21 protein-coding genes are annotated in these 24,046 nt (G+C 64.1%); 9 read left to right on the forward strand and 12 right to left on the reverse strand.

The window, feature by feature from the left end:
- Positions 1–73 precede the first annotated feature (73 nt).
- From HHL25_RS12525 to HHL25_RS12535, 3 genes are all read right to left on the reverse strand, one after another.
- On the reverse strand, positions 74–2,287 hold the full coding sequence (locus tag HHL25_RS12525) for an FAD-dependent oxidoreductase (protein WP_169590956.1): 2,214 nt from the start codon (positions 2,285–2,287) through the stop codon (positions 74–76).
- Between the two features lie 17 nt (positions 2,288–2,304).
- The gene (locus HHL25_RS12530; protein ID WP_169590960.1) at positions 2,305–3,513 is read right to left on the reverse strand and encodes an acetyl-CoA C-acetyltransferase; all 1,209 of its coding nucleotides are present in this window, start codon (positions 3,511–3,513) and stop codon (positions 2,305–2,307) included.
- A 169-nt stretch (positions 3,514–3,682) separates the two neighbouring features.
- Positions 3,683–5,476 (reverse strand): acyl-CoA dehydrogenase C-terminal domain-containing protein, encoded by a 1,794-nt coding sequence (locus HHL25_RS12535; RefSeq protein WP_169590963.1) that lies wholly within the window; start codon positions 5,474–5,476, stop codon positions 3,683–3,685.
- A gap of 400 nt (positions 5,477–5,876) precedes the next feature.
- Between HHL25_RS12535 and HHL25_RS12540 the strand changes: the two genes are divergently transcribed.
- From HHL25_RS12540 to HHL25_RS12550, 3 genes are all read left to right on the forward strand, one after another.
- The gene (locus tag HHL25_RS12540; RefSeq protein WP_169590967.1) at positions 5,877–9,671 is read left to right on the forward strand and encodes a peptidoglycan-binding protein; all 3,795 of its coding nucleotides are present in this window, start codon (positions 5,877–5,879) and stop codon (positions 9,669–9,671) included.
- Between the two features lie 206 nt (positions 9,672–9,877).
- Positions 9,878–10,795 (forward strand): sulfite exporter TauE/SafE family protein, encoded by a 918-nt coding sequence (locus HHL25_RS12545; RefSeq protein WP_169590971.1) that lies wholly within the window; start codon positions 9,878–9,880, stop codon positions 10,793–10,795.
- Positions 10,796–10,797: 2 nt separating this feature from the next.
- On the forward strand, positions 10,798–11,601 hold the full coding sequence (locus tag HHL25_RS12550) for a TIGR02186 family protein (RefSeq protein ID WP_169590976.1): 804 nt from the start codon (positions 10,798–10,800) through the stop codon (positions 11,599–11,601).
- An 8-nt stretch (positions 11,602–11,609) separates the two neighbouring features.
- Here HHL25_RS12550 and HHL25_RS12555 read toward each other — a convergent pair whose 3' ends face one another.
- The gene (locus HHL25_RS12555; protein ID WP_169590980.1) at positions 11,610–12,119 is read right to left on the reverse strand and encodes a winged helix-turn-helix transcriptional regulator; all 510 of its coding nucleotides are present in this window, start codon (positions 12,117–12,119) and stop codon (positions 11,610–11,612) included.
- Between the two features lie 99 nt (positions 12,120–12,218).
- Here HHL25_RS12555 and HHL25_RS12560 point away from each other — a divergent pair, with 99 nt between their 5' ends.
- A complete protein-coding gene (locus HHL25_RS12560; RefSeq protein ID WP_169590983.1) occupies positions 12,219–12,779 on the forward strand; it encodes a dihydrofolate reductase family protein in 561 nt (186 codons plus the stop codon).
- A gap of 22 nt (positions 12,780–12,801) precedes the next feature.
- On the opposite strand, the gene pdeM is transcribed toward HHL25_RS12560, so the two are convergent.
- From pdeM to HHL25_RS12590, 6 genes are all read right to left on the reverse strand, one after another.
- Positions 12,802–13,527 carry a ligase-associated DNA damage response endonuclease PdeM gene (gene pdeM / locus HHL25_RS12565; RefSeq protein ID WP_169590988.1) on the reverse strand — a complete coding sequence of 242 codons (726 nt, stop codon included), beginning with the start codon at positions 13,525–13,527 and terminating at the stop codon, positions 12,802–12,804.
- A 31-nt stretch (positions 13,528–13,558) separates the two neighbouring features.
- A complete protein-coding gene (locus HHL25_RS12570; RefSeq protein ID WP_169590992.1) occupies positions 13,559–16,066 on the reverse strand; it encodes a ligase-associated DNA damage response DEXH box helicase in 2,508 nt (835 codons plus the stop codon).
- Between the two features lie 113 nt (positions 16,067–16,179).
- A complete protein-coding gene (locus HHL25_RS12575; RefSeq protein ID WP_169590996.1) occupies positions 16,180–16,818 on the reverse strand; it encodes a YitT family protein in 639 nt (212 codons plus the stop codon).
- 100 nt (positions 16,819–16,918) lie between these two features.
- Positions 16,919–17,221 (reverse strand): helix-turn-helix transcriptional regulator, encoded by a 303-nt coding sequence (locus HHL25_RS12580; RefSeq protein ID WP_169590999.1) that lies wholly within the window; start codon positions 17,219–17,221, stop codon positions 16,919–16,921.
- Between the two features lie 60 nt (positions 17,222–17,281).
- On the reverse strand, positions 17,282–17,920 hold the full coding sequence (locus tag HHL25_RS12585) for a YitT family protein (protein WP_169591003.1): 639 nt from the start codon (positions 17,918–17,920) through the stop codon (positions 17,282–17,284).
- 119 nt (positions 17,921–18,039) lie between these two features.
- Positions 18,040–18,984, reverse strand: coding sequence for a class I SAM-dependent DNA methyltransferase (locus HHL25_RS12590; RefSeq protein WP_169591007.1), 945 nt, complete (start codon positions 18,982–18,984; stop codon positions 18,040–18,042).
- 143 nt (positions 18,985–19,127) lie between these two features.
- On the opposite strand from HHL25_RS12590, the gene HHL25_RS12595 reads away from it, so the two are divergent.
- From HHL25_RS12595 to HHL25_RS12605, 3 genes are read left to right on the forward strand one after another with little or no spacing between them, the layout of a single operon-like run.
- A complete protein-coding gene (locus tag HHL25_RS12595) occupies positions 19,128–19,394 on the forward strand; it encodes a DUF6460 domain-containing protein (protein WP_169591011.1) in 267 nt (88 codons plus the stop codon).
- A 1-nt stretch (position 19,395) separates the two neighbouring features.
- On the forward strand, positions 19,396–19,902 hold the full coding sequence (locus tag HHL25_RS12600) for a CAP domain-containing protein (RefSeq protein ID WP_169591016.1): 507 nt from the start codon (positions 19,396–19,398) through the stop codon (positions 19,900–19,902).
- A 37-nt stretch (positions 19,903–19,939) separates the two neighbouring features.
- The gene (locus HHL25_RS12605; RefSeq protein ID WP_169591020.1) at positions 19,940–21,307 is read left to right on the forward strand and encodes an MATE family efflux transporter; all 1,368 of its coding nucleotides are present in this window, start codon (positions 19,940–19,942) and stop codon (positions 21,305–21,307) included.
- Here the strand turns inward: HHL25_RS12605 and HHL25_RS12610 are convergent.
- On the reverse strand, positions 21,283–22,371 hold the full coding sequence (locus tag HHL25_RS12610; RefSeq protein WP_169591025.1) for a quinone-dependent dihydroorotate dehydrogenase: 1,089 nt from the start codon (positions 22,369–22,371) through the stop codon (positions 21,283–21,285). The two genes, HHL25_RS12605 and HHL25_RS12610, sit on opposite strands and share 25 nt — an antisense overlap.
- Positions 22,368–22,715 carry a DUF952 domain-containing protein gene (locus HHL25_RS12615; protein ID WP_246701795.1) on the reverse strand — a complete coding sequence of 116 codons (348 nt, stop codon included), beginning with the start codon at positions 22,713–22,715 and terminating at the stop codon, positions 22,368–22,370. Before HHL25_RS12615 ends, HHL25_RS12610 begins: the two co-directional genes overlap by 4 nt.
- Before the next feature lie 147 nt (positions 22,716–22,862).
- Here HHL25_RS12615 and HHL25_RS12620 point away from each other — a divergent pair, with 147 nt between their 5' ends.
- Both HHL25_RS12620 and HHL25_RS12625 read left to right on the forward strand, forming a co-directional pair.
- Positions 22,863–23,264, forward strand: a complete 402-nt coding sequence (locus HHL25_RS12620; RefSeq protein ID WP_169592858.1) for a hypothetical protein — start codon at positions 22,863–22,865, stop codon at positions 23,262–23,264.
- Between the two features lie 88 nt (positions 23,265–23,352).
- Entirely contained in the window at positions 23,353–24,000 is a 648-nt protein-coding gene (locus tag HHL25_RS12625; RefSeq protein WP_169591032.1) for a response regulator transcription factor, read from the forward strand.
- The last annotated feature ends 46 nt before the right edge of the window (positions 24,001–24,046 follow it).

Genomic DNA, 24,046 nt, shown 5'->3' on the forward strand with positions numbered 1-24,046 from the left:
TCGTGGGATGCCCCCTCATCCGCCCTTCGGGCACCTTCTCCCCGCAGGCGGGGAGAAGGAAAAGGAAGAGGCCTCAGGCCGCCTTTGCGCTTTCGCCATAGGGGTCGAAGCGGCCGTAGAAGGTTTCGCCCTTGGCGGCCATTTCCTTGAGCAGAGGCGTCGGCTTGAAATGGTCGCCGTAGGACGCGGCGAGCTTCTCGCAGAGATCCACGAAGGTCTTCACGCCCATGCCGTCGATGTAGGACAGCGTGCCGCCGGTATAGGGCGCGAAACCGAAGCCGAGGATCGAGCCGACATCGGCTTCGCGCGGATCGGTGACGATGCCTTCTTCCATGGTGCGGGCGGCCTCGAGCGCGATGGTGACGAGCAGACGCTGCTTGATCACCTCAACGTCGACATCCTCCGGCTTCTTCTGGGCGAAGAGATCCTTCAGGCCCGGCCAGATGAACTTCTTCGCCGGCTTTGCCGGATATTCGTAGAAGCCCTTGCCGTTCTTGCGGCCGCGACGGTCGAGTTCGTCGACCATCTTGTTGATCAGGGTCATGTGGCCCGGAACGACGGCGGCTTCGCCGAGGTCGGCGATCGAGGCCTTCATGATCTTCTGGCTGAGGTCGACGGCGACCTCGTCGTTGAGCGACAGCGGGCCGACCGGCATGCCGGCCATCTTGGCGGCATTCTCGATCATCACCGCGGGCACGCCCTCGATCAGCATGTCATAGGCTTCGTTGATGTAGCGGAAGACGCAGCGGTTGACGTAGAAGCCGCGGGTGTCGTTGACGACGATCGGGGTCTTCTTGATCGCGGCGACATAGTCGAGCGCGACGGCAAGCGCCTTGTCACCGCTCTCCTTGCCGAGGATCACCTCGGTGAGCATCATCTTCTCGACCGGCGAGAAGAAGTGCACGCCGATGAACTGGGCCGGGCGCTTCGAGTTCTTCGCAAGACCGGTGATCGGCAGGGTCGAGGTGTTGGAGGCGAAGATCGAGCCTTCCGGCAGGACGGCCTCGACGGCCTCGATGACGGCCTTCTTGACTTCGCGATCCTCGAACACGGCCTCGACGACGAGATCGGCATCGGAGAGCGAGGCGTAATCGGCAGACGGCGTGATCAGGGAGAGCAGCTTCTCGCCATCCTCCTTCGACATCTTGCCCTTACCGATCGCGCCGGCGACCAGGCCTTCGGAATGGGTCTTGCCCTTGGTGGCGGCTTCGATGTCGCGGTCGATCAGGACGACCGGGATGCCGGCAGCAGCCGTGACATAGGCAATCGAGGCACCCATGAAGCCGGCGCCGACCACGCCGACCTTCTTGAACTCGGACTTCGGAACGCCGGCCGGGCGGCGAGCGCCCTTGCCGAGTTCCTGCATCGAGACGAAGAGCGAGCGGATCATCGAATAGGCTTCGGTGGTCTGGACGATCTCGGTGAAGTAGCGCTGCTCGATCCGAAGGCCGGTTTCGAAGGGAACCTGCAGGCCTTCATAGACGCACTTCAGGATGGCGAGTGCTGCCGGATAGTTGCCGGCGGTCTCGCGGCGCAGGATGGCGGAAGCAGCCGGCCAGAGCTGGGCGGCCGCCGGGGTCCAGATGCCACCGCCGGGGGCCTTGAAACCCTTTTCGTCCCAGGGAGCGACGGGCTTCAGGCCGTCCTTGATCATCTGCTTGGCGGCCGGGATCAGCTGGTCCGGCTCGACGACCTGATGCACCAGACCCATGGCCTTGGCACGCGAGGCGGTGAGCGACTGACCGGTGGTCATCATCTGCAGGGCGTCCTGCGTGCCAGCGAGGCGGGAGACGCGCTGCGTGCCGCCGGCGCCCGGGAAGATGCCGACCTTGACTTCAGGCAAAGCGAGCTTGACCGACTTCGCATTGGATGCGACGCGGCCGTGGCAGGAAAGCGACAGCTCGAAGGCGCCGCCCATGCAGGTGCCGTTGATCGCGGCGACCCAGGGCTTGCCGTTGGTCTCGATCTTGCGCCACAGCCACGACATGCGGCCGGCCGCGTCGAACAGCTTCTTGACGGCGTTTTCCGGATCCTTGACCTTCTCTTCCTCGACCATGGCGAACATGCCCTTGATCATGGTGAGATCGGCGCCGCCGGAAAAGGAGGACTTGCCGGAGGTGAAGACGACACCCTTAACGGCGGCATCGGCGACGGTTTGGTCGACGATCTTCTCGATCTCGTCCATCACCTCGACGGTGAAGACGTTCATCGACTTATCGGGCATGTTCCAGGTGACGAGCGCGATGCCGTCTGCGTCGGTTTCGATGGTGAAGTTCTTGTAGGTCATGGTCTCTCTCCCCAAACTCAGACGCGTTCGATGATGGTGGCGGTACCCATGCCGGCGCCGATGCAGAGTGTCACGAGCGCGGTATTGAGGTCGCGGCGTTCCAGTTCGTCGAGCACGGTGCCCAGGATCATCGCGCCGGTCGCGCCCAGCGGGTGGCCCATGGCGATCGCGCCACCAGCGACGTTCATCACATCGTGGCTGACGTTGAAATGCTGCATGAAGCGCAGAACGACGGCGGCGAAGGCTTCGTTGAGTTCGAAGAGGTCGATGTCGGAGATCTTCATGCCGGTGCGGGCAAGGAGCTTTTCGGTGACGTCGACCGGGCCGGTCAGCATCAGGGCCGGATCGGAGCCGATGTTGGTGAAGGCGCGGATACGGGCGCGGGGCTTCAGGCCCATCGACTGGCCGCCGGCCTTCGAGCCGACGAGGACGGCCGCCGCGCCATCGACGATACCCGACGAGTTACCGGCATGGTGGACATAGGTGATCTTCTCGATATCCGGATGAGCCTGGATGGCGACGGCTTCGAAGCCGCCCATCTCGCCCGGCATCTGGAAGGAAGCCTGGAGGCTTGCCAGCGACTGCATGTCGGTGCCGGGGCGCATATGCTCGTCACGGTCGAGGATTACCAGACCGTTCTGGTCCTTGATCGGGATGACCGACTTGGCGAAATGACCCTTTGCCCAGGAAGCGGCTGAGCGCTTCTGGCTCTCGACCGCATAGGCGTCGACATCATCGCGCGAGAAGCCGTATTTGGTGGCGATCAGGTCGGCCGAGACGCCCTGCGGCATGAAATAGCCGGGGAAGTTGACCGAGGGGTCCATGTACCAGGCGCCGCCCGACATGCCCATACCGACGCGGGACATCGACTCGACGCCGCCGGCGATGACGATGTCGTCGGAACCGGCCTGGATCTTGCCGGCAGCGAGGTTGATCGCATCGAGGCCCGAGGCGCAGAAGCGGGAGATCTGGATACCGGGGGCGGAGAAGGCATAGCCAGCCTCGAAGGCAGCCGCCTTCGGGATCACGGCACCGGCTTCCATGACCGGGTCGACGCAACCGAAGATGATGTCATCGACGGTCGCGGTGTCGAGGCCGTTGCGGTCGCGCAGGGCTTCGAGCGCCTTGGCAGCCAGGCGCGGCGTCGGCACTTCGTGCAGCGAACCATCCTTTTTGCCACGGCCGCGCGGCGTGCGCACGTGATCGTAAATGAAGGCTTCAGTCATGATTTCTCTCCCTTGGGGCGCGCGAGCGCCGAAAATTCCTTGTCCCTCTTCTCCCCAGCGGGGGGAGAAGTGCCGAGCGGATGCGAGGCGATGAGGGGGCCAGTTGCGCAAGCGCCCCCTCATCCGGCCCTAACGGGCCACCTTCTCCCCGGTGGGGAGAAGGGGAGGTTCAGAATGCTTCTGCAGCCATTTCCATCAGGCTGTCGGCGCCGGCCTCGATGCGGACCTTGCGCAGCGCGGTTTCCGGCATGACCTTCTCCATGAAGAAGCGGCCGGTTAGCAGCTTGTTCTTGAAGTAGTCGGCATCGCCGGTGCCCGATGCAAGGTTCTCGTTGGCGGCCTTCGCCATCTTGGCCCACATGTAGCCGAGCACGACGAGGCCGAACATGTGCATGTAGTCGGTGGAACCGGCGCCGGCATTGTCGGGCTTGGCCATCGCGTTCTGCATGAACCACATGGTCGAGGCCTGCAGGTCGTTCAGACCCTTCTTCAGGCTCTTGGTGAAGAAGGAGAGGTTTTCGTCCGCACGGTTCTCCTCGCAGAAATCGCCGATCTCCTTGAAGAGGGCCATGACGGCGCGGCCGCCGTTCATGCCGAGCTTGCGGCCGACGAGGTCGAGCGCCTGGATGCCGTTCGCGCCCTCGTAGATCATCGCGATGCGGGCATCACGGACATACTGGCTCATGCCGTGTTCTTCGATATAGCCGTGACCGCCGAAGACCTGCTGGGCCATGACGGCATGGTCGAAGCCCTTGTCGGTCAGGACGCCCTTCAGGATCGGCGTCGCGAGGCCGAGGATATCGTCGGCGGCCTGCTTTTCGGCGGCATCACCCGAACGATGGGCGATGTCTGACTTCAGCGCGGTCCACAGCGTGAAGGCGCGACCGGCTTCGGTGAAGGACTTGATGGTGAGCAGCGCGCGGCGGATGTCCGGATGCACGATGATCGGGTCGGCCTTCTTTTCCGGTGCCTTGACGCCGGAAAGCGAACGACCCTGAATGCGTTCGCGCGCATAGTTGACGGCGTTCTGGTAGGCGATTTCGGCGATCGACAGGCCCTGGAGGCCGACGCCGAGGCGAGCCTCGTTCATCATGACGAACATGGCGGCAAGGCCCTTGTTCTCCGCGCCGATCAGGTAGCCGGTCGCTTCGTCATAGTTCATGACGCAGGTCGAGTTGCCGTGGATGCCCATCTTGTGCTCGATCGCACCGCAGGTGGCGGCATTGCGCGCGCCGACGGAGCCATCTGCGTTGACGAGGAACTTCGGCACGATGAAGAGCGAGATGCCCTTGGTACCTTCCGGCGCACCCTCGATGCGGGCGAGCACGAGGTGGATGATGTTGTCGGTCATGCCGTGTTCGCCGGCAGAGATGAAGATCTTCTGGCCGGAAATCTTGTAGGAACCGTCACCCTGCGGCACGGCCTTGGTGCGCAGCAGGCCGAGATCGGTGCCGCAATGCGGCTCGGTGAGGTTCATGGTGCCGGACCAGGTGCCCTCGACCATCTTCGGCAGATAGGTCTGCTTCTGCTCGTCGGAACCGTGAACGAGGATCGCGGCGATCGCGCCCTGGGTCAGGCCCGGATACATCATCAACGCCATGTTGGCGGACGACATGTATTCGCCGACGGCGGCATGCAGCGTGTAGGGAAGACCCTGGCCGCCGAATTCCTGCGGGACGGCGAGACCGATCCAGCCGCCCTGGCAATAGGCATCGTAGGCTTCCTTGAAGCCCTTCGGCACGGTCACGCTCGCGTCGTCATTGCGCTTGCAGCCTTCCTGGTCGCCGGACAGGTTGAGCGGGAAGAGCTGTTCTTCGGCCAGCTTCGCAGCCTCGCCGACGATTGCCTCGATCATGTCGGGCGTCGCGTCCTCGAAACCGGGCAGATTGTGGTAGCGTTCGAGGCCGAGCACGTCGTTCAGAACGAAAAGCGTATCGTTAACCGGGGCCTTGTACACAGGCATGGATCATCTTCCTCCGAGACTAGATGCCGGACGGGGTCCGGATGGGTTCAGGCTATATATAAAATATTGACGTTTGCGTAAACGTCAAAATCTGCACGCGACCGTTTTTTTGAACCGTGACGCGCGACCAGCAGGTTCGTCTCATGCCCATCCTGCAAGGCTCTGCTTGTGCGGGGCATATCAGCAAACGTTAAAAAATTTTTAGCCAGATTAACGGGTTGTTTACCACGTTTCGTGAATTGTTGCCTCGAAAGGTGATGGTCGGCGGTGCGTCGCGTGCGAAGCGCTTTCGCCGCTCCCGCCCGGAGGAAAGCCCGGTTGCGGAACGATCCATCGCCAAGCCTGAGCCTAGACCCCGACATTGGCCGTCGCGGGTGACCTGAACGAAGCGAGCAAGACCATGAACGGATCGCGATCTACTCCTTCCCGCCCCGGCGGCGCATCGTCGTTCGACGCGCTGAACCGCACGATCGAGGGACTGGAAGCGCGCATCGAAGGGCTGATGGGAAGCACCGCCCGTCCGCGTCCGATGGAACAGCCGCGACGCGAAGGCATTCGCGAGCGCGTAGAGGAGCGCCTGTCGCGATCCGACCGGGAATTGCGCAGCGACCCGCTCGCCGAAATCCGCCAGCGCCAGCGCTCGCTCGAGGAAAACCGCGCCCGCGTGCCAGAACGCGCCCCGGCTCGCGCTGCCGATCCCTACATGCCCGCGCCGCAGCCGCGCGCTGCCGCCGCAATGCAGCCGGCCGGCTATCCGCCGGAAAACATTACGCGCGAGATCACCCAGGCGCTGCTCGGCCTTCGCCAGGAACTGAAACAGGACATTTCCGAAGGCCTCGGCCGCGAGATCAGCGCGCTTCGAAGCGAGATGCAGGGGATCCGCTCGATCGCCGAGGAACGTCGCCCTACCCAGGACATGCGGGACGACATCGCACGGCTCTCGCACAGCATCCAGCAGCTCGGACAGGTTCGCGCCCCGGGCGCCGAAGGGCTCAGGGCCGAGTTCGAGGAACTGCGTTCGCTGATGGACGGGCTGGCCCGCGAGGATTCCGTTCGCCATATGGAAAGCCGCTGGAACCAGATCGAAGAACGTCTCGACGACGTGGATCCGGCCGCCCTGCGCGACGAAGTCGTCCGCCTTGCCGACCGGCTCGACGACATCAAGGGCCATATCGGCCGGATGGGCGACAATCGCGCGATCCATGCGCTCGAAGACAAACTCATCACCGTGGCGGCCGCCCTCGAGCATATCGGCGCCCATATCGACCCGAACGAACGCATGGTCATGGAGCAGTTCGCCGGGATCGACATGCGGCTCGACGAGATCACCCGGGCGATCGCTGCCGGCAGCCGCAGCTCCGCCGCCGGCGTCGACAGCTCCAGCTTCCAGCGCATCGAGGACCGCATCAGCGGGCTCGCCCACCAGATCGAGATGCTCGCCGAACAGCGCCCGGAAGAAGAACCAGTCAATGAACTCGGCGACCGCCTGGAGGCGCTGACCGCGCGCATTGAGGAGCTTTCGGCCGAACGTGCCGCAAGCCGGCTGGAGGAGCGCCTGGACCAGCTTTCGCAGCTTTTGGAGCGCAGCCATAAGCCGGTCGCGCAACCGGAGCTCACCGGCTACCTCGCCGACATTTCCCGCAAGATCGACGCGCTCGATCACGGCGCGGTCAACGACCGTCTGGCAGACCGACTCGACATGCTCGCCCGCCGCATCGAGGCGATCGAATTCCCCGAGCCGAGCGTCGCGCGGATCGACGACAGCGTGCTTCGCCATTTCGAGGAACGGCTGAATGCCGTGGTTGACCGTATCGAGGATGCAAGCGTCGCGCCGACCGGCGAGAGCGCGAATCTCCGCGGGCTCGAAGAGCAGATCGCCCATCTTTCGGCCCTGATCAGCAGCCCGGCATCCGATCCGTCCGTCGGCGGCGAGCTCTCAGGACGCCTGATGGCGCTCGAAGACTACATGGCGACCAGCGACGAATACATCATCGAGGCGGCCCGCCAGGCCGCCGAGACCGTCATGGAAAACTATGCCCGCCAGATGCCGTCTGCCACCGGCAATTCGGCGGGTGCGGCGGACGTCGCGGCCTTCGCCGCCCTCTCCGACCATCTGCGGCATCTCGAAGACTTCAGCCGCAACTCCGAAGAGCGGACCCACCGCACGTTCGAAGCGCTCCACGACACGCTGGTGCAGATCGCCACCCGTCTCGACGAACTCGACCACGGAGGCCGCCCGGCGCCGCGTGCCGAAATCGAGCCGGCGCCCGCCCCGGCCGCGCCGAGCCCCGTCAGGGCGGCAGCCGAACCCGCCCCGCGGGAGACCGCCTTCGAATTCGAGCCGCAGGTCTTCGAACCCGCCCCTGTCCGGGAACCGGCAATCGCTCCCGAAGCCGTCGACACCCTGTTGTCGGAGGTTCCGGTCATCGAGGCCGCGCGCCCGGAGAAGAAGGTCGAGAAGCCGAGCCTGCTTGCAGGCCTGAGCAAGCGCCTGCTGCCCGGCCAGAAGAAGGACGAGCCGCCGGCAACTTCCGGCCGCCAGCATATCGACAAGGCCCCGTCGATCGATCCGGCAGAAGTCCTTCCGCCGGAAGAGGCCAACGAACTCCTGGAACCCGGTTCGGGCGCGCCGGACGTGCGCAAGATCCTCGAGCGCGTTCGTGCCAGCCAGTCGAACCAGCGTAATGATGCGGCCGATCTTTCGGCCCAGGATGCCGACCGCGCCGACTATATCGCCGCCGCCCGCCGCGCCGCCCAGGCCGCGGCGCAGGAACTTGAGCGTACGCCCAAGGCCGCGGCAACCTCCCCTGCCCCGCTCGGCACCAGCGAGCCGAAAACTTCGGCCTTTGCGCGCTACCGCCGTCCGATCCTGATGGCGGTCGGGGCCATCCTGCTCGCCGCGATGGCCATGCCGCTCGTCAAGACGCTGACGGGTGGCCAGTCCGCGCCGACCGCAATCGAAGCACCCAAGCCGGTCGAAAGCGGCATGGCACCGCAGGCTGCACCCGTCGAGACCGAGGTCGCGGCCGATGCGCAGGCTGACCTGCCGGCCGCAGCTTCTGTCGACGCCAGCGGGGATGCGGACACGGAGGCCGCGAAGCCTGCCGCATCGGACGCCGCGTCAGTCGACGATCCGGCCACGGAGGCCGCGGCGGCCGCTCTCGTCGGCGGCACGTCACTCGACGGCGAACAACTCGACACACTGAAGCCGGCTCCGCATGCAGCAAGCAGTCCGGCACAGGGCTTTGCTCCCGCATCGACCGACGGCGCTACCGCTGCAACCGCGCAGCCCGCTCCGGCGGAGGCCGCTCCCGCGGCCCCTCCCGCTCCGGTCGCGGAAATCATCGTGCCGGCAGAAATCACGCCGCCCTCGCTCGCGCTCGCCGCCAAGCAGGGGGATCGGCTGGCACTTTTCGAGATCGCCTCGCGCTACACCGAAGGCCGGGGCGTTCCCGGCGACTTCGCCGAGGCCGCGAAGTGGTATCAGCTTTCTGCGGACAAGGGCTTTGCCCCCGCCCAGTACCGGCTTGCCAATCTCTATGAAAAGGGAACCGGCGTGCCGCGCGACATCGCCAAGGCCAAGCAGCTCTACCAGCAGGCGGCCGACGCGGGCAATGCGAGCGCGATGCACAATCTTGCGGTCATCTACGCTTCCGGCAGCGACGGCGCGCAGGACTACGCCAAGGCCGTCGAATGGTTCGCCGAGGCCGCCGAACACGGCGTCTCGGACAGCCAGTTCAACCTGGCAATCCTCTATGCCCGCGGCAACGGCGTGCAGCAGAATCTCGAAGCGTCCTACAAGTGGTTCGCCCTGGTCGCCAAGGAAGGCGACAAGGACGCCGCGCAGAAGCGCGACGAAGTGGCGAATGCCATGAAGCCGGACCAGCTCGAACGCGCCCGCGCCCAGGTCGATCTGTGGAAGGCGGCGCCGCTCGACGCCGACGCCAATTCGGCGACCGTCCCGGACGAATGGGTCGGCAAAGGCCTGAAGACGGCGAGCGTCGACATGAAGAAGGCGATCCGCAACATCCAGGTGATCCTGAACAACAACGGCTTCGACGCCGGGACCCCGGACGGGGTCATGGGCGAGAAGACCGTGACGGCGATAAAGTCGTTCCAGAAGTCGATTGGCGAAGAACCCACGGGCCTCGTCAGTGACAAACTGGTCAACGCGCTGCTGGCGCGCAACAAATAGTCGCTGAGAGTCATAAAAATCGGAAAATGCCCGCGTATTGCTGGGTCGAGAATTGACTCGCCCGGTATGCAGGCGCAAGAGAAATGACAAGGATCAAGCCCGATCAAGGGCTTGAGCCTGTTTCGCTTTTGCCTGAGACAGGCGGCATTTCCGACCCTTGCCCCATTCACCCGCTGCGGCGGGCAGACGCATTTCGAGGTCCGAGCGTGACGATCTACCTGCCAATTGCAGAATTGTCGGTGAACATCTTCATCATTCTCGGGATGGGTGCGGCCGTCGGGTTCCTGTCCGGCATGTTCGGCGTCGGCGGCGGCTTCCTTATCACGCCGTTGCTGATCTTCTACAACATCCCACCCGTCGTGGCAGTGGCAACCGGCGCAAACCAGGTGGTCGCCTCTTCGATCTCCGGGGCAATCACCCATTTCCGGCGCGGCTCGCTCGACGTCAAACTCGGAACGGTGCTGCTGTTCGGCGGTCTCGCCGGGGCTACCGTCGGTATCTACATCTTCTCGCTGCTGCGGCGGTTGGGCCAGCTCGACCTTTTCATCTCGCTGCTCTACGTCGTCTTCCTTGGGACCGTCGGCGGCCTCATGCTGATGGAGAGCCTCAACGCCATGCGCCGGGCGGCCCGCAACGAGACGGTCAGCCTGAAACGGCCGGGACAGCACAACTGGGTACACCGCCTGCCCTTCAAGATGCGGTTCAAGAAGTCGAAGATCTATCTCAGCGTGCTGCCGATCATCGGCCTCGGCTTCGCGATCGGCATCCTGACCTCGATCATGGGTGTCGGCGGCGGGTTCATCATGGTCCCGGCGATGATCTACCTCCTGCGCATCCCGACCAATGTGGTCGTCGGAACCTCGCTGTTCCAGATCATCTTCGTCACCGCCTACACCACCATCGTCCAGGCCGCGACCAACTATTCGGTCGACATCGTGCTCGCCTTCATCCTCATGCTCGCCGGCGTCATCGGCGCACAGTATGGCGTCAGGGTCGGGCAGAAGCTGCGCGGCGAACAGCTGCGTGCGCTGCTCGGGCTGCTGGTCCTTGCGGTCGGCCTGCGCCTGGCGGTCGAGCTGGTGGTGACGCCCGACGATATCTATTCGATCGCGATCGGGGGCTGACGATGCGCCGGCTCCTCGCCTCCCTTTCCGCCGTCCTTTGCCTCCTCGCCGCAACCGAGAGCCTGGCACAGGTGCCGCTCGCCTCGGACATGACCGGCAAGGAGAGCCTCGACATCGGCACGTCCACCAGCGAAATCGCCATCACGTCGGATTTTCGCGGCGCCGACCTCACCATCTTCGGCTCGGTCAACAACAGCGACACGCTGCTGCTCGCCATCGGTCAGTATGACGTGGTCGTGACGCTGGAGGGGCCGCGCGACGACACGACCGTACGGCGCAAGGAACGGCTGTTCGGAATCTGGGTCAACCGCACGTCGATGTCGTTCGAGCGGACGCCGATTTCGTATTCGCTGGCCAGCACGCGGAACCTGCTCGAAGTGACGGACCCGGAAACGCTGGTCGAACTCGGCATAGGGACCGACCATCTGGCGCTCACGCCAACCGGCTATCTCAGCAGCGGCGCCAACATCAAGGAGTTCCGCGAGGCTTTCCGGCGCCTGAAACTGAGCGGCGGCCTCTACCAGGGCGATGCCTCCGGAGTTCGCTTCGTCAGTTCCAGCCTGTTCAAGGCGACGCTGCGCCTGCCGGCCAACATTCCGGACGGTGTGCATATCGTTCACGCCTATCTCTTCAAGACCGGCGAATTCATCGGCGAGCGCGAGCTGCCGTTGCGCGTGATCAAGACGGGGCTCGAGGATTCCATCTCGCGCGCGGCGCATGAAAGCCCGCTCGCCTACGGCCTCCTTGCGGTTCTTCTGGCCCTGATCACCGGCTGGGGCGCGAGCCTCGTCTTCCGCCGCGACTGATCCTCGACTCAGACGCCGGCCGCGGCCATTCTCGCCCGAACCTCCAGATAGGCTTCCGTCAGTCTTGCAAGGGCCGATGGCGTGCCTTCAGGCATCGGGATACCGAGATGAAGGAAGCGCAATTCGTGCATGAAGTCCTGCCAGAGCGGGCGTCCGCCCTGTTCGAGGAGTTCGGCTCGTATGGAAAGATCCTCCGACACGGCGAGATGTCGCCTGCCCCAGGCGCCCATCTCGGCGAACAGCGGCACGAGATCGATCGACATCTCGGTCAGGCTGTAGATCGCCTTCTGCTTGTGGCTCGGATCATCGACGCGGGTCAGGAGCCCCTTCTCCACCAGCTTTTTCAGCCGGTCCGCCAGGATATTGGAGGCGATGCCCTCCTCCGAATTCTGCAACAGCTCGCGGAAATGGCGACGGTTGCCGAACATCACGTCTCGGATGACGATCAGGCTCCAGCGATCGCCGAGAACCTCGAGCGTCAGATTGATCGGGCATCCGGAGCGGTGGGGTTCCGACATTGTCTCTCCTGCTAACCAGTTGCGCTTTGCCATCAGTCGAGCTAGAACGCAACTGATTGCATATTGCAATCAGTTTGAAATCCTGACCGGGAGGAACCCATGCGCAAGTTGATTATCTGGAACCTGATGACGCTGGACGGCTATTTCGAGGGCCGAACCCCTTGGGACCTCGGCTTCCATGAGCTTGTCTGGGGAGACGAGCTGCGCGACTACTCGCTGGAGATCGGACGACAGGCCGACCTTCTCGTGTTCGGACGCATGACCTACGAGGGGATGGCGGCCTGGTGGCCCGAGGCGACCGAGGAGGCGGAAATCAAGACCTACATGAACTCGATCGCCAAGATTGTCGCGAGCCGCAGCCTTGAAGCGGCCGAGTGGACGAACACGCGCATCGTCCGGGACATCGAGAACGAACTTGCAAGGCTCAAGACCCAGGAGGGCAAGGACATCTTCGTCTTCGGAAGTGCAGTGCTCTGCGACAGCCTTCTGAAGGCCGGCCTGGTCGATGAAATGCGGATCTGCCTGGCGCCGGTCGCGCTCGGCGACGGCAATCCCCATTTCAAGCCGGCCGAAGAACAACGGCGCTTCCGGCTGATCGACAGCCGATCCCTGAAGACCGGTGGGGTCATCCTGCGTTACGAGCCGCTCACGGCGCGGTAATCGCCGCGCAGGGAATGGAGCGTCAGCCCATCAGGTTGGCGAAGCGCACGGAGTAGACGCGGTCTCGTCCGAGCAGATGGGCAACGAGGGCCTGCCGGTCGAACAGGCCCGTGAAGGCCTTGTGACGGAGGTCGAGGCCGCCGGTCAGCACACCGAAGGCCGGCATCATCAGACGCATGCCGTCGCTGGCGAAGCAGGGGCGGCGCACCGATTTTTCCCGACGCCGGACGGTTGCACAGGGGTGGAGGTGACCGGCAACCTCGCCCCGACCGGCGGCGAGGCTCGGCTCGTGGCGGAAGGTGAGCCCGCCATAGGCGAGTTCGTCGGCCGAGACGCCCGGCAGGCCCGACGTGCCGTCCGGATCATGATTGCCGTTGATCCAGATCCACTCCCGGCCAGCCGCCATCGCGCCGATGTGCTGGCGAAATGCGTCGGGCATCAAGGCCGAGCCGACCGGATCGTGGAAATTGTCACCAAGGCTGACGACGATACGCGGATCATGGCGCCCGATCACCGCTTCCAGGATGCGGAGCGTCGCGAGCGTATCGTAGGGCGGAAGCAGCTGGCCACGACGGGCAAAGGCTGCGCCCTTCTCCAGATGCAGATCTGAGACGACCAGCATATTGAGATCCGGCAGGACGAGTGCGCCGGACGGATCGGCGACCGCCTCGACCCCGTTCACGACGAAACGGGCCGAACAATCGGTATCGACGGCAACCGGATCCTGCAGGCGTGCCAGGCGGTTCATGCTTTCAACTCTTCCTTCGGTCGCTCGTCTTTCAGGCCATGGCCTCGGCGATCAGATCGTCGGCGGCCTCGGCCAGAACATGTTCCTGGGCTTCGCCGGCGACCGGCTCGCGACCGATCTCCAGCATCACCGGCACCGCGAGCGGCGAAATGTGATCGAGCCGCTTGTGGGTGATGTGCCCCCTGATTCTCTTTAGCATATCGGCAAGCCGGGCAATATCGAGGAGACCGGCGGCGGCATCCTGTCGCGTCGCCTGCATCAGGATGTGATCGGGCTCGTGGCTGCGCAGCACGTCATAGATCAGGTCGGCGGAGACTGTAACCTGGCGGCCGCTCTTTTCCTTGCCCGGATGACGCTTCTCGATCAGCCCGGCAATCACCGCACAGGTGCGGAAGGTCCGCTTCAGCATCCAGGATTCGGCGAGCCACGCCTCGAGATCGTCGCCCAGCATGTCCTCGTCGAACAGGTCGGAGAGGCGCAGGCGTCCGGACGCGATCATCGTGCCCATGTCCTCGAGCCCCCAGACGGCCAGCGAATAGTCGGTCGCGACAAAGCCCAAAGGCTTCGCGCCCATCCGCTCCAGCCGCCGGGTCAAGAGCATGCCGAGCGTCTGGTGGGCGAGCCGGCCCTCGAAGGGATAGGTCACCATGAAGAAACGATTGGCGCGCGGAAACGTCTCGATCAGCAACTCACCGCGCTTCGGCAACAGCGACTTTTCCCGCTGGATTTCCAACCAGTCACGAACCTGATCGGGCAGCGCCCGACGGCGCTCGGGATCATCGAGCATGGCGCGCACCTGGTCGGCCAGATAGGTGGAGAGCGGAAACTTGCCGCCTGCATAGGCCGGGATCTTGGGATCCTGGGAAAAGGCGTTTGAAACCAGGCATTCGTTGTCGCGCAACCCCTCGAAACGCAGAACCTTGCCGGAAAAGAGGAAGGTGTCGCCGGGACTCAATTGCTCGAAGAAATACTCCTCGACCTTGCCGAGCATCATGCCGCCGCGGCCGAGAGAGCCGAGATGGTTGCGCTTGACGAGGCGGACGTTCAGCATCGGCATCTCGACGATGGTGCCGAGATTGAGGCGGTATTGCTGGGCGACCTGCGGGTTGGAGACGCGCCAGCGGCCCTCCTTGTTGAGCCGGATGCGGGCGTAGCGCTCATAGGTCTTCAGCGCATAGCCGCCGGTCGCGACGAAATCGACGATGCGATCGAAGGTCTCGCGCGACAGCGCAGAATACGGCAGGGCGGAAGTCACCTCCGCATGGAGATCATCGGCAAGGAATGGGCCGGCGCAGGCCATGCCGAGCACATGCTGGGCGAGCACGTCGAGCGATCCGTCTCCGACGGGCGGCGTGTCCTGGGCACCGATGTAGTTGGCATCGAGTGCCGCCTGACATTCCATCACTTCGAAACGGTTGGCGGGCACCAGGATCGCGCGGCTCGGCTCGTCCATGCGGTGGTTGGCGCGGCCGATGCGCTGGGCAAGGCGAGAGGCCCCCTTCGGCGCGCCGACGTGAACGACCAGATCGACGTCCCCCCAGTCGATGCCGAGATCGAGCGTTGAGGTCGCGACGACGGCGCGCAGGCGGTTCTCGGCCATGGCGGCTTCGACCTTGCGGCGCTGCGAGACATCCAGCGAGCCGTGATGGAGCGCAATCGGCAGATTGTCGTCGTTGATGGTCCAGAGCTCCTGGAACAGGAGCTCTGCCTGGGAGCGGGTGTTGACGAAGATCAGCGTCGTCCTGAAGTTCTTCAGAACCTCGTAGAGTTCCGGCATGGCATAGCGGGCGGAATGGCCGGACCACGGGACCCGCTCCTCGGTTGCGAGGATCGTGATGTCCGGCCGCGCACCGCCCTCGACCGTGATCAGGCCGGCACTCTCCTCCCGTTGAGACCCCTGACTGACAAGCCAGCGTCTCAGATCCATCGGATCGGCAACCGTCGCCGACAGGCCGATCGTCTGCAGGCCGGGTGCCAGCCGACGCAATCGCGCAAGCCCGAGCGAAAGAAGGTGCCCACGCTTCGACGTGACGAGCGAATGGAGTTCGTCGAAAACCACATAGCGCAGGTCCTTGAAGAACCGCTCCGCATCGCCGTGCGAGATCAAAAGCGCAAGCTGCTCGGGCGTGGTGAGCAGGATGTCGGGCGGATTGAGCTTCTGGCGCTGGCGCTTGCCGGCAGGGGTGTCACCGGTGCGGTTCTCGATGGTGATCGGCAGGCCCATCTCCGAGACCGGCTTCGTCAGGTTGCGCTCGATGTCGACGGCAAGCGCCTTCAGCGGAGAGATATACAGCGTGTGGATGCCGGTGAAGGCGCTTCCGGGCGGCAGGCGTCCAGGCTCGGCAAGTTCGGTCAGGGACGGCAGGAAGCCGGCCAGTGTCTTGCCGGCACCGGTCGGGGCAATCAGAAGCAGGCTTTCCCCTCCCCTCGCGCGGGCCAATAGTTCCAGCTGATGGGCGCGCGGCTGCCAGCCCTTTTCCGCAAACCAACGGGTGAAGGGAATTGGCAGCAGGGAGGTGGCACGCTCGAGAATGGTCACACCGTCAACCTAGCGGAGTCGGGCCGAAAAAGAAGCGCCGGCGACAACCGATTTCCGCCGCCGCCGACAAGACGCAGGCCTCCTGGTAGCGGCAATGCTCCCGGTTATGCTCCTCACATCGCGATATAGCGATCCTTGCGATGGTTGATTGCGAGCGTCAGGTTGAGGACCACTGCGCCGACCACCGAGCAGAAGATGATGTAGGGCGTGGCGACAAAGAAGGAGAAGATCAGGACGGTGCCGTCGAAAACGAGCTGCACGAGGCCGGCACGCCAGCCGAAGCGATCCTGCAGATAAAGCGCCAGGATGCCGAAACCGCCGAGGCTTGCGCGATGACGAAAAAGAGCGAGCAGGCCGGCGCCGATGACCAGACCACCGAAAATCGCGGCTACCAGCGGGTCGATGTGAGAGATCCCGATCGCGTGCGGCACGGCCTCCGTCAGGAAGGAGGTGAAGGCGACGGCGGCGAAGGTCTTCAGGGTGAAACCGGGGCCGAAGCGGCGGAAAGCCAGCCAGTAGAAGGGCAGGTTGATCAGGAAGAAGAGCAGGCCGAACGCATAACCGGTCGCATAATGCAGCAGGAAGGCGACACCGGTGGTTCCGCCGGTGAGCAGGCCGGCACTCGAGAGAAGCAGAACACCGAGCGAGGCCATCATCGAACCGGCAGCGAGACCCTGGGCGTCATCGACGGGCGAATGCCGATCCGCAGCCGATGTCAGCAGTGTCGCAAAGCTCGTTCTCGCATCGGCCATTCTCTTCACCCGTCCTCTGATCTCAGTAGCCCGAACTCCTTACCCCCGGCAAGCGGGGGCCATCAAGACGGGAATGTTCGCGGCGGACGAAGGGAAACCTTCAAGGAACCTCATTCTCGCCAGGCGTGCCCCCCTCCTGTTCCCAATTCAGAAGCTGCCCGGTTTCCTGAGTGTTGAACTTGAGCCTCAGGCCCGGGCCGGCATCGCCCGCCGGAAGAAACTCCACGCCGAAATGATCGATCGCCTTGCGCAGCGCATCGAGCGACGCGTTGTCGAGGCCGGAGAGACCCTGCTCGAAGCGCACCAGCGCTTCGGTATCCAGGCCGGAGATTTCGGCCAATTGTCCTAGGTCGATTTGCGCCAGGGCGCGTGCGGCGCTCACGAGTGACGGGGTCAAGTCCATGGTGGTCTGCCTCCTCTATCTCAGTCACCCAGTGATTTTACACCAGGCGCGCCAGACGGACTAGCGCAGCGCGATGTAACGGTCGGAGCGATGGTTGATCGTCAGGAAGAGGTTGAGCACGACCGCCCCGACCACCGAGTAAAGCACGATCATCGGGCTCACCACCGCGAAGGCCAGCGCCATGACGACGAGATCGAAGGCGAGCTGCACCAGGCCGGCGCGAATGCCGAAACGATCCTGCAGATAGACGGCGAGGATGCCGAGGCCGCCCAGGCTGGCGCGATGACGGTAAAGTGCGAGCAGGCCGAAACCGAGAAGCAGGCCGCCGAGCACCGCGGCCCAGATCGGCGCCACAGTCTCGATGACCAGGAAACGGCTTTCGATTTCCACCAGGAAGGAGGTGAGGCCGACCGCGACAAAGGTCTTCAGCGTGAAATCAACGCCGACGCGCCGGAGCGAAAGTAGATAGAAGGGAAGATTGAGCAGGAAGAAGAGGAGACCGAAGCTCATGCCGCTCCAGTAGTGCAGGACGAAGGCAAGCCCGGCCATGCCGCCGGTGAGAAGCCCCACCTTGGCCAGAAGGTAAAGGCCGAGCGCCGAAATCATGCTGCCTGCGAGCAGGCCCTGCACGTCTTCGATCGGCGTGTGCCGGGACGGATTTGTATTCCAGATACCCAATACGCTGCTGACTTGCGCCATGGTCGATGCCTCCAGAAACGGTCCTTCCGAAGGCTTCAGGGTAGCTCAGAACGCCATTCCCGCAAGAGCGATAAGTAAGCAATACTGACCTATTGCAAAGTTCGCAATTTTCGTTCGGCTCACCCCTGCCGGATCGCAATAAACAGGATACCGGAGACCGGTTTTCCGCCATCCATGCGAATGACCGTCCGCTCGATTTCCGTCGTTTCGAAGCCGGCGGCGTGAAGTGCGCCACGGACATAGGATTCGGAATGGGCGTAACGCAGCGACGGGGCCAGATGAAAACCGTCCTTGGTCGCGGCATCCTCGACGGAAAAGGCAAAGACCGCGCCCGGGGCTGCAAGCGCCGCCGCGAGAGCAAAGGCATTGGAAAGATCGCCGAGATACATCAGCACGTCGGCGGCTCCCACGAGGTCGGCACGGCGAGCAGGTAGGCCGTCGCCGAACAGGCCAGAATCCCCTGCCGGGAGCGAGAGATCGGAGCGCGCCAGATGGTCGTAAATGCCCTTCTCCTCCGCCTTGGCCAGCATGTTGGCAGACAGATCGAAGCCCTCGAGACGCTTCACCCCGGAGCGGATCTCGACCCCGAACAGGCCGGTGCCACAACCGAGGTCGACAGCGCATTCGAAAGCGCCCGTTTCGCCGCGCACGCGCCGAACGAGTCTCGCGAGCTTGCCGGGAACGCTGTAGTCGAGCCGCTCCACGAGGGCCGCCTCGAAGCGATCGGCATAGTCATCGAAGAGCGCCTCGACATAGCGGCTCGGCGGTTTGTCGGGTGTCGCGACCTCGCCGAGCAGTGCGAGCTTCAGGCCCGCGCCAAAGATGTCCTGCGGATCGAGTTCGAGAACCCGGCGAAGTGCCGGCGCCGCATCGGACGGGCGCTCCGCCTTCTCGAGATACTCGGCAAGCCGCACCCAGCCTGCCGCCCAGGCAGGAGCCAGTTCGAGCGCCTGCTCCATCAATTCGGCCGCTGCCGCAGGATCGCCACCTTCCGCGAGCATTCGGGCATAGTCGGCGCGACGGTCGGCAATGACGTCGCCGGAAGAGAACTGGGTCGGTTGCATGGTGAAATCCCGTCAATCAAGCGGCTCTTGACCGAAGGACCGAAAAAACACAAGAGCTAAGTTGCAAGGGCCGATTTGCCCGGCGCCGCGCGGCTTGCGTGAAATGGCGCCCCTTCCTATGTGAGGCAAAACAGGAGACTTCCATGTCGGATCAGGTCAACAGGTTCCTCGGCGACACGCCGGGCCGCACGCTCGTCAAGCTCGTCGTCGTATCGCTGATCGTCGGTTTCATCATGCATGTCTTCGGCATCTATCCGGTCGACATCGTCGAGGGCATCCGCCATTTCTTCCTCGAACTCTGGTATCGCGGCTTTGCTGCACTCGGGCGGGTCGGCGACTACCTGCTGCTCGGCGCAACCGTGGTCATTCCGGTCTTCATCGTGCTGAGGTTGATCAGTGCGAGGAACTGAGATGATCGTGGCGACCTTCGAGCCGCTGGCGCGGCGCAGGCTGCTGGTCCTCGCCGGCACCGGGCTCGTCGCGGCACTTGCCGGCTGCCGTAGCACCGACATCCTGCCGGTGGAGGACGATCTCGCCCAGCTTCAGACCGAGGGCGCGCTCCCGATCGTCAACACGCTGCGCGCCAAGAAGGGCCTTTCTACGCTTTCCAAGAACCCGGCTGCGGAGAGTGCCGCCGTCGTGCAGGCCAAGCGCATGGCGCGCGCCGGCAAGATGGCGCATCTGATCGGCGTCAACGACAGCTTTCTCGACCGCATGAAGGCGACGCAGGTGCCGCTGCCGGCGGCCGAGAACATCGCCACGGGCCAGGATAGCGTCGACAGGGCGGTGCAGGCCTGGATCGACTCCAAGAAGCACCTCGAAAACATGCTCGGCGGCTATAACGGCCTCGGCGTGGCCGTCGCGCGCGACCCCTCTTCCGCTAACCGCCCCTATTGGGCCATGGTGCTGTCGGCCTGAGCGATTCCCGCCCGGCGCTGGAAAGACGGGCGAGACGATGGAACTGACGGGCGACAGCGGCATCAAGGCACAGGAGAAAGAGGGCCTGGCCTTCGACGTGACGCACCGCCTCGTGCTGTCGATCGCGGTGCCGATGACCCTCGGCTTCGTGACGACGCCGTTGCTGGGCGTGACCGACACAGCCGTCGTCGGCCGGACCGGAGACGCGGCCGCCCTCGCAGGGCTGGCAATCGGTGCCGTTCTCTTCGACCTCCTTTTCGGCAGCCTCAACTTCCTGAGGGCCTCCACCACCGCGCTCGTGGCGCAGGCCTTCGGTCGTCGCGACGAGCATGAGCAGCAGGCCGTATTCTGGCGCTCCTTCGTACTGGCGCTCGCCTTTGGCATCATCGTGGTGCTCGCCTCGCCCCTCCTGCTCACCGCCGGCCTCAAGCTGATGGGGCCGGAAGGCCGCGTGGCGGAAGCGACCGCCACCTACTTCTCCATCCGCATCCTCGCGGGCCCCTTCTCGCTTCTCAACTTCACCTTGCTCGGATTCATTCTCGGCAGGGGGCGCGGCGGGACGGGGCTCTTCCTGCAGGCACTGCTCAACGGCACCAACATCATCCTGTCGATCTATCTCGGGCTCATCCTCGACTGGGGCATTTCCGGTGTCGCCTGGGGGACCGCCGTCGGTGAGGGACTTGCCGCCGTGGTCGGCCTTGCGATCGTGATGCGCAGCTTCGACAAGAGCAAGTCGCCGCGGCTCGCGGAGATCTTTGCGCGTCATCAGCTTGTTGCGCTGATCGCGATCAACCGCGATCTTCTGGTACGCACTTTCGTCCTGCTCGGCGCCTTCACCCTGCTCACCCGCATCGGCACCGGATTCGGCCCGGAGGTACTTGCCGCCAACGCGGTTTTGATGAACTTCTTCATGGTCGCGAGCTTCTATCTCGACGGCATGGCCAATGCCGCCGAACAGATCACCGGTCGCGCCATCGGTGCGGGCCATCGTCCGGCCTTCGAACGGGCGGTCAAACTCACCGCAATCTGGTCCTTCGGCCTTGCCACGGTCACGGCGATCGTGTTCCTCGCCGCCGGACACTCGGCGATCGCCGTGCTGACCACCGCCGAGAATGTCCGGGCGCTTGCCGGCGAATTCCTGCCATGGGCCGCGCTGACCTCAGTCACGGGCGCGCTCGCCTTCCAGATGGACGGCGTCTTCATCGGATCGACGTGGTCTCGCGAGATGCGCAACATGATGCTCGCGGCATTCGCCGGCTACCTGCTGGCGCTTGCCGTGCTGGTCCCGGCCCTCGGCAATCACGGCCTTTGGCTGGCGCTCAACGTATTCCTGGCATTGCGCGGCCTATTCCTGCTCGCACTTTTGCCGCGGAAGCTCGATCAGACCTTCGCCGCCGCCCAGTGATCAACGCGACTGTCGCGCAAGTCCCGGATCGATGAGACCGTTTCGCGGTCGAGAAGCTTAGACATGCCGCGCACGATGCGGGCCGGCAGCCCCGGGCCTTCATAGACCATGCAGGAATAGAGCTGCACCAGATCCGCGCCGGCGCGGATCTTCTCGAGCGCCGTCTCCGCCGAGGAAATGCCACCGACGCCGATGATCGGCATTGCCGGACCGACGCGCTTTCGCATGCGGGCCAAGACGGCCGTCGACTTCTCGAAGAGCGGCCGACCGGACAATCCGCCCGCCTCGCCCGCCAGCCGCGGATCGGAAAGGCCGTCGCGCGCCAGCGTGGTGTTCGAGACGATCAGGCCGTCGAGGTCGTGGGCAAGCGCCTCGGCCGCTATGTCGTCCATGCCCTCCTCCGTGAGATCGGGCGCGATTTTCAGGAAGACCGGGCGACGCGCGCCGGTCGCAGCAGCGACTTCGTCGCGCGCGGCGAGCACCGCCGACAGGAGCGTGGAAAGGCTGTCGCGGGCCTGCAGGTCGCGCAGGCCGGGCGTGTTCGGCGAGGAGATGTTGGCGGTGAAGTAGGATGCAACGCCGGCAAACCGGCGGATCCCCTCGACATAGTCGGCGACCCGGTCGACGCTGTCCTTGTTGGCGCCGATATTCACCCCGACGATGCCGACGGGGTGACGCGCCGCAAGCCGCGCAAGGGCGGCCGAGTGTCCCTCGTTGTTGAAGCCCAACCGGTTGATGACCGCCATGTCGCGCTCCAGCCGGAAGATCCGCGGCTTGGGGTTGCCGGACTGCGGCTTCGGCGTGACCGTGCCCACTTCGGCAAAGCCGAAACCGAGGCGCAGCAATGCATCGGGCACTTCCGCATTCTTGTCGTAGCCGGCTGCCATGCCGAGCGGATTGGGGAAGGTCAGGCCGGCAACGGTAACGGCGAGGCGCGGATCCCGAACGTCACCGCAGTTCGGCACGAGGCCGGATTTGAGCGCCGCGATGGACATTCCGTGGGCAGTTTCGGCATCGAACAGGAAGAGGCCACGGCGGGCCACCGATTTGAACAAATCGATCATTGATCCATCTCCGGGAAGACATGCAGGCCGTTTGCGCCGATCGGAAGGGCTTTCTCCCAGAGAACGGCATCAAGCGGCAGGTCGGCATAAAGATGCGGGAAAAGATCGCCGCCGCGGGAGGCCTCGTAGCGCAGTGCATCGCCCAGTGCCGCAGCCTCGACCGCCACCAGAAGCAGTCCCTCGACCCCGGCGAAATGGAGTCTTGCCGTCTCGACGGCCTGACGCGCGGTCGAGAAATGGATGTAGCCGTCCTGAAGATCGATGGCCGCCCCTCGAAATACGCCGTCGCGACGTGCTTCCTGCCATAATTCCTGCGGCACAATCTTGTATATGATGCGATCCAAGGGTCCGTCCTTCCGCCAGAACATGCTTTGTCAGGCGGTTTGCCGCAAACCGCCTGCCTTGTCCACGTCCGAAAGGCCGCATGCAGGGCAAGCCGCCCAAAAACCGGGAGAGATTTCATGGGAGCAAGACAGTTCCTGCCGAAAACGATGGTAGTGCTTGCGGCCTGCGCCGCTGTTGCTCCTGCCAACGCACAAGACACCGATGCCGCCCGTTTCACACTCGAGAAGAGCGAGACGGGCTTCGTCCGGCTCGACCGCAAGACGGGCGCAGTAACACTTTGCCAGGAAAAGGACGGCACGCTGACCTGCCGGATGGGCGCCGACGAGCGGGCAGCCTATGAAGACGAACTGGAGCGTCTGGAAAAGCGGGTGGAAGCGCTGGAGCAGAAGGTCGCCGGACAGCCGCTCACGGATGGTTCGAAGGCCATGCCGACCGACGAGGAGGTCGAGCGGTCCATCGGCATCATGGAACGCTTCATGCGAAGCTTCTTCGGTCTGGTGGAAGAATTCAAGCAGCGCGAAGAAGGCGATACGGCCGGAAAAACATAGACTATTGTATATATTCACGGCTGCAGCTAAATAGAAGAAGAGCCGCGGACGCGGTGTGCAAGACCTGGCTCTTGGGAGGGGGCTCGATATGACGTCATCGACTTTCATCATTGCAGACGACCATCCGCTCTTCCGGGGTGCCCTGCGTCAGGCTGTAACCGGCATCGACGGCGACCAGACGATCATCGAAGCCGGCGATTTCGAAGCCGCGCGCAAGGCTGCCTCCACCCATCCCGAAGCCGACCTGATGCTGCTGGACCTCTCCATGCCCGGCGTCTCCGGCTTTTCCGGACTGATGTCGTTGCGCGCCGAATTCGCGAGCCTGCCGATCGTCATCGTTTCGGCGACCGACGATCCGACCACCATCCGCCGGGCGCTCGAACTCGGCGCATCCGGTTTCATCTCCAAGTCCTCCGGCATCGATGACATCCGTGCCGCGATCCAGTCGGTGCTCGAAGGCGACATTTGGACGCCGAAATTCTATCAGGGCGGCCAGGAACAGGATCCGGACGTGGCCGATCTGATCAACCGGCTTCGCACCCTGACTCCGCAGCAAAGCCGTGTCCTCGGGATGCTGGGCGAGGGTCTGCTCAACAAGCAGATCGCCTACGAGCTCGGCGTTTCCGAAGCGACCATCAAGGCCCATGTCTCGGCCATCCTGCTGAAGCTGAAGGTCGACAGCCGTACCCAGGCCGTCATTCAGCTCGGCAAGATCAATATGGCCATGGTCGCCTGACCCGCGGGCTCGCCGCCCGGACCACAATCAAGGATTTTATTCCTTT

Origin of the sequence: Rhizobium terricola (assembly GCF_012927355.1) — a bacterium.
Lineage (GTDB): Bacteria > Pseudomonadota > Alphaproteobacteria > Rhizobiales > Rhizobiaceae > Allorhizobium > Allorhizobium terricola.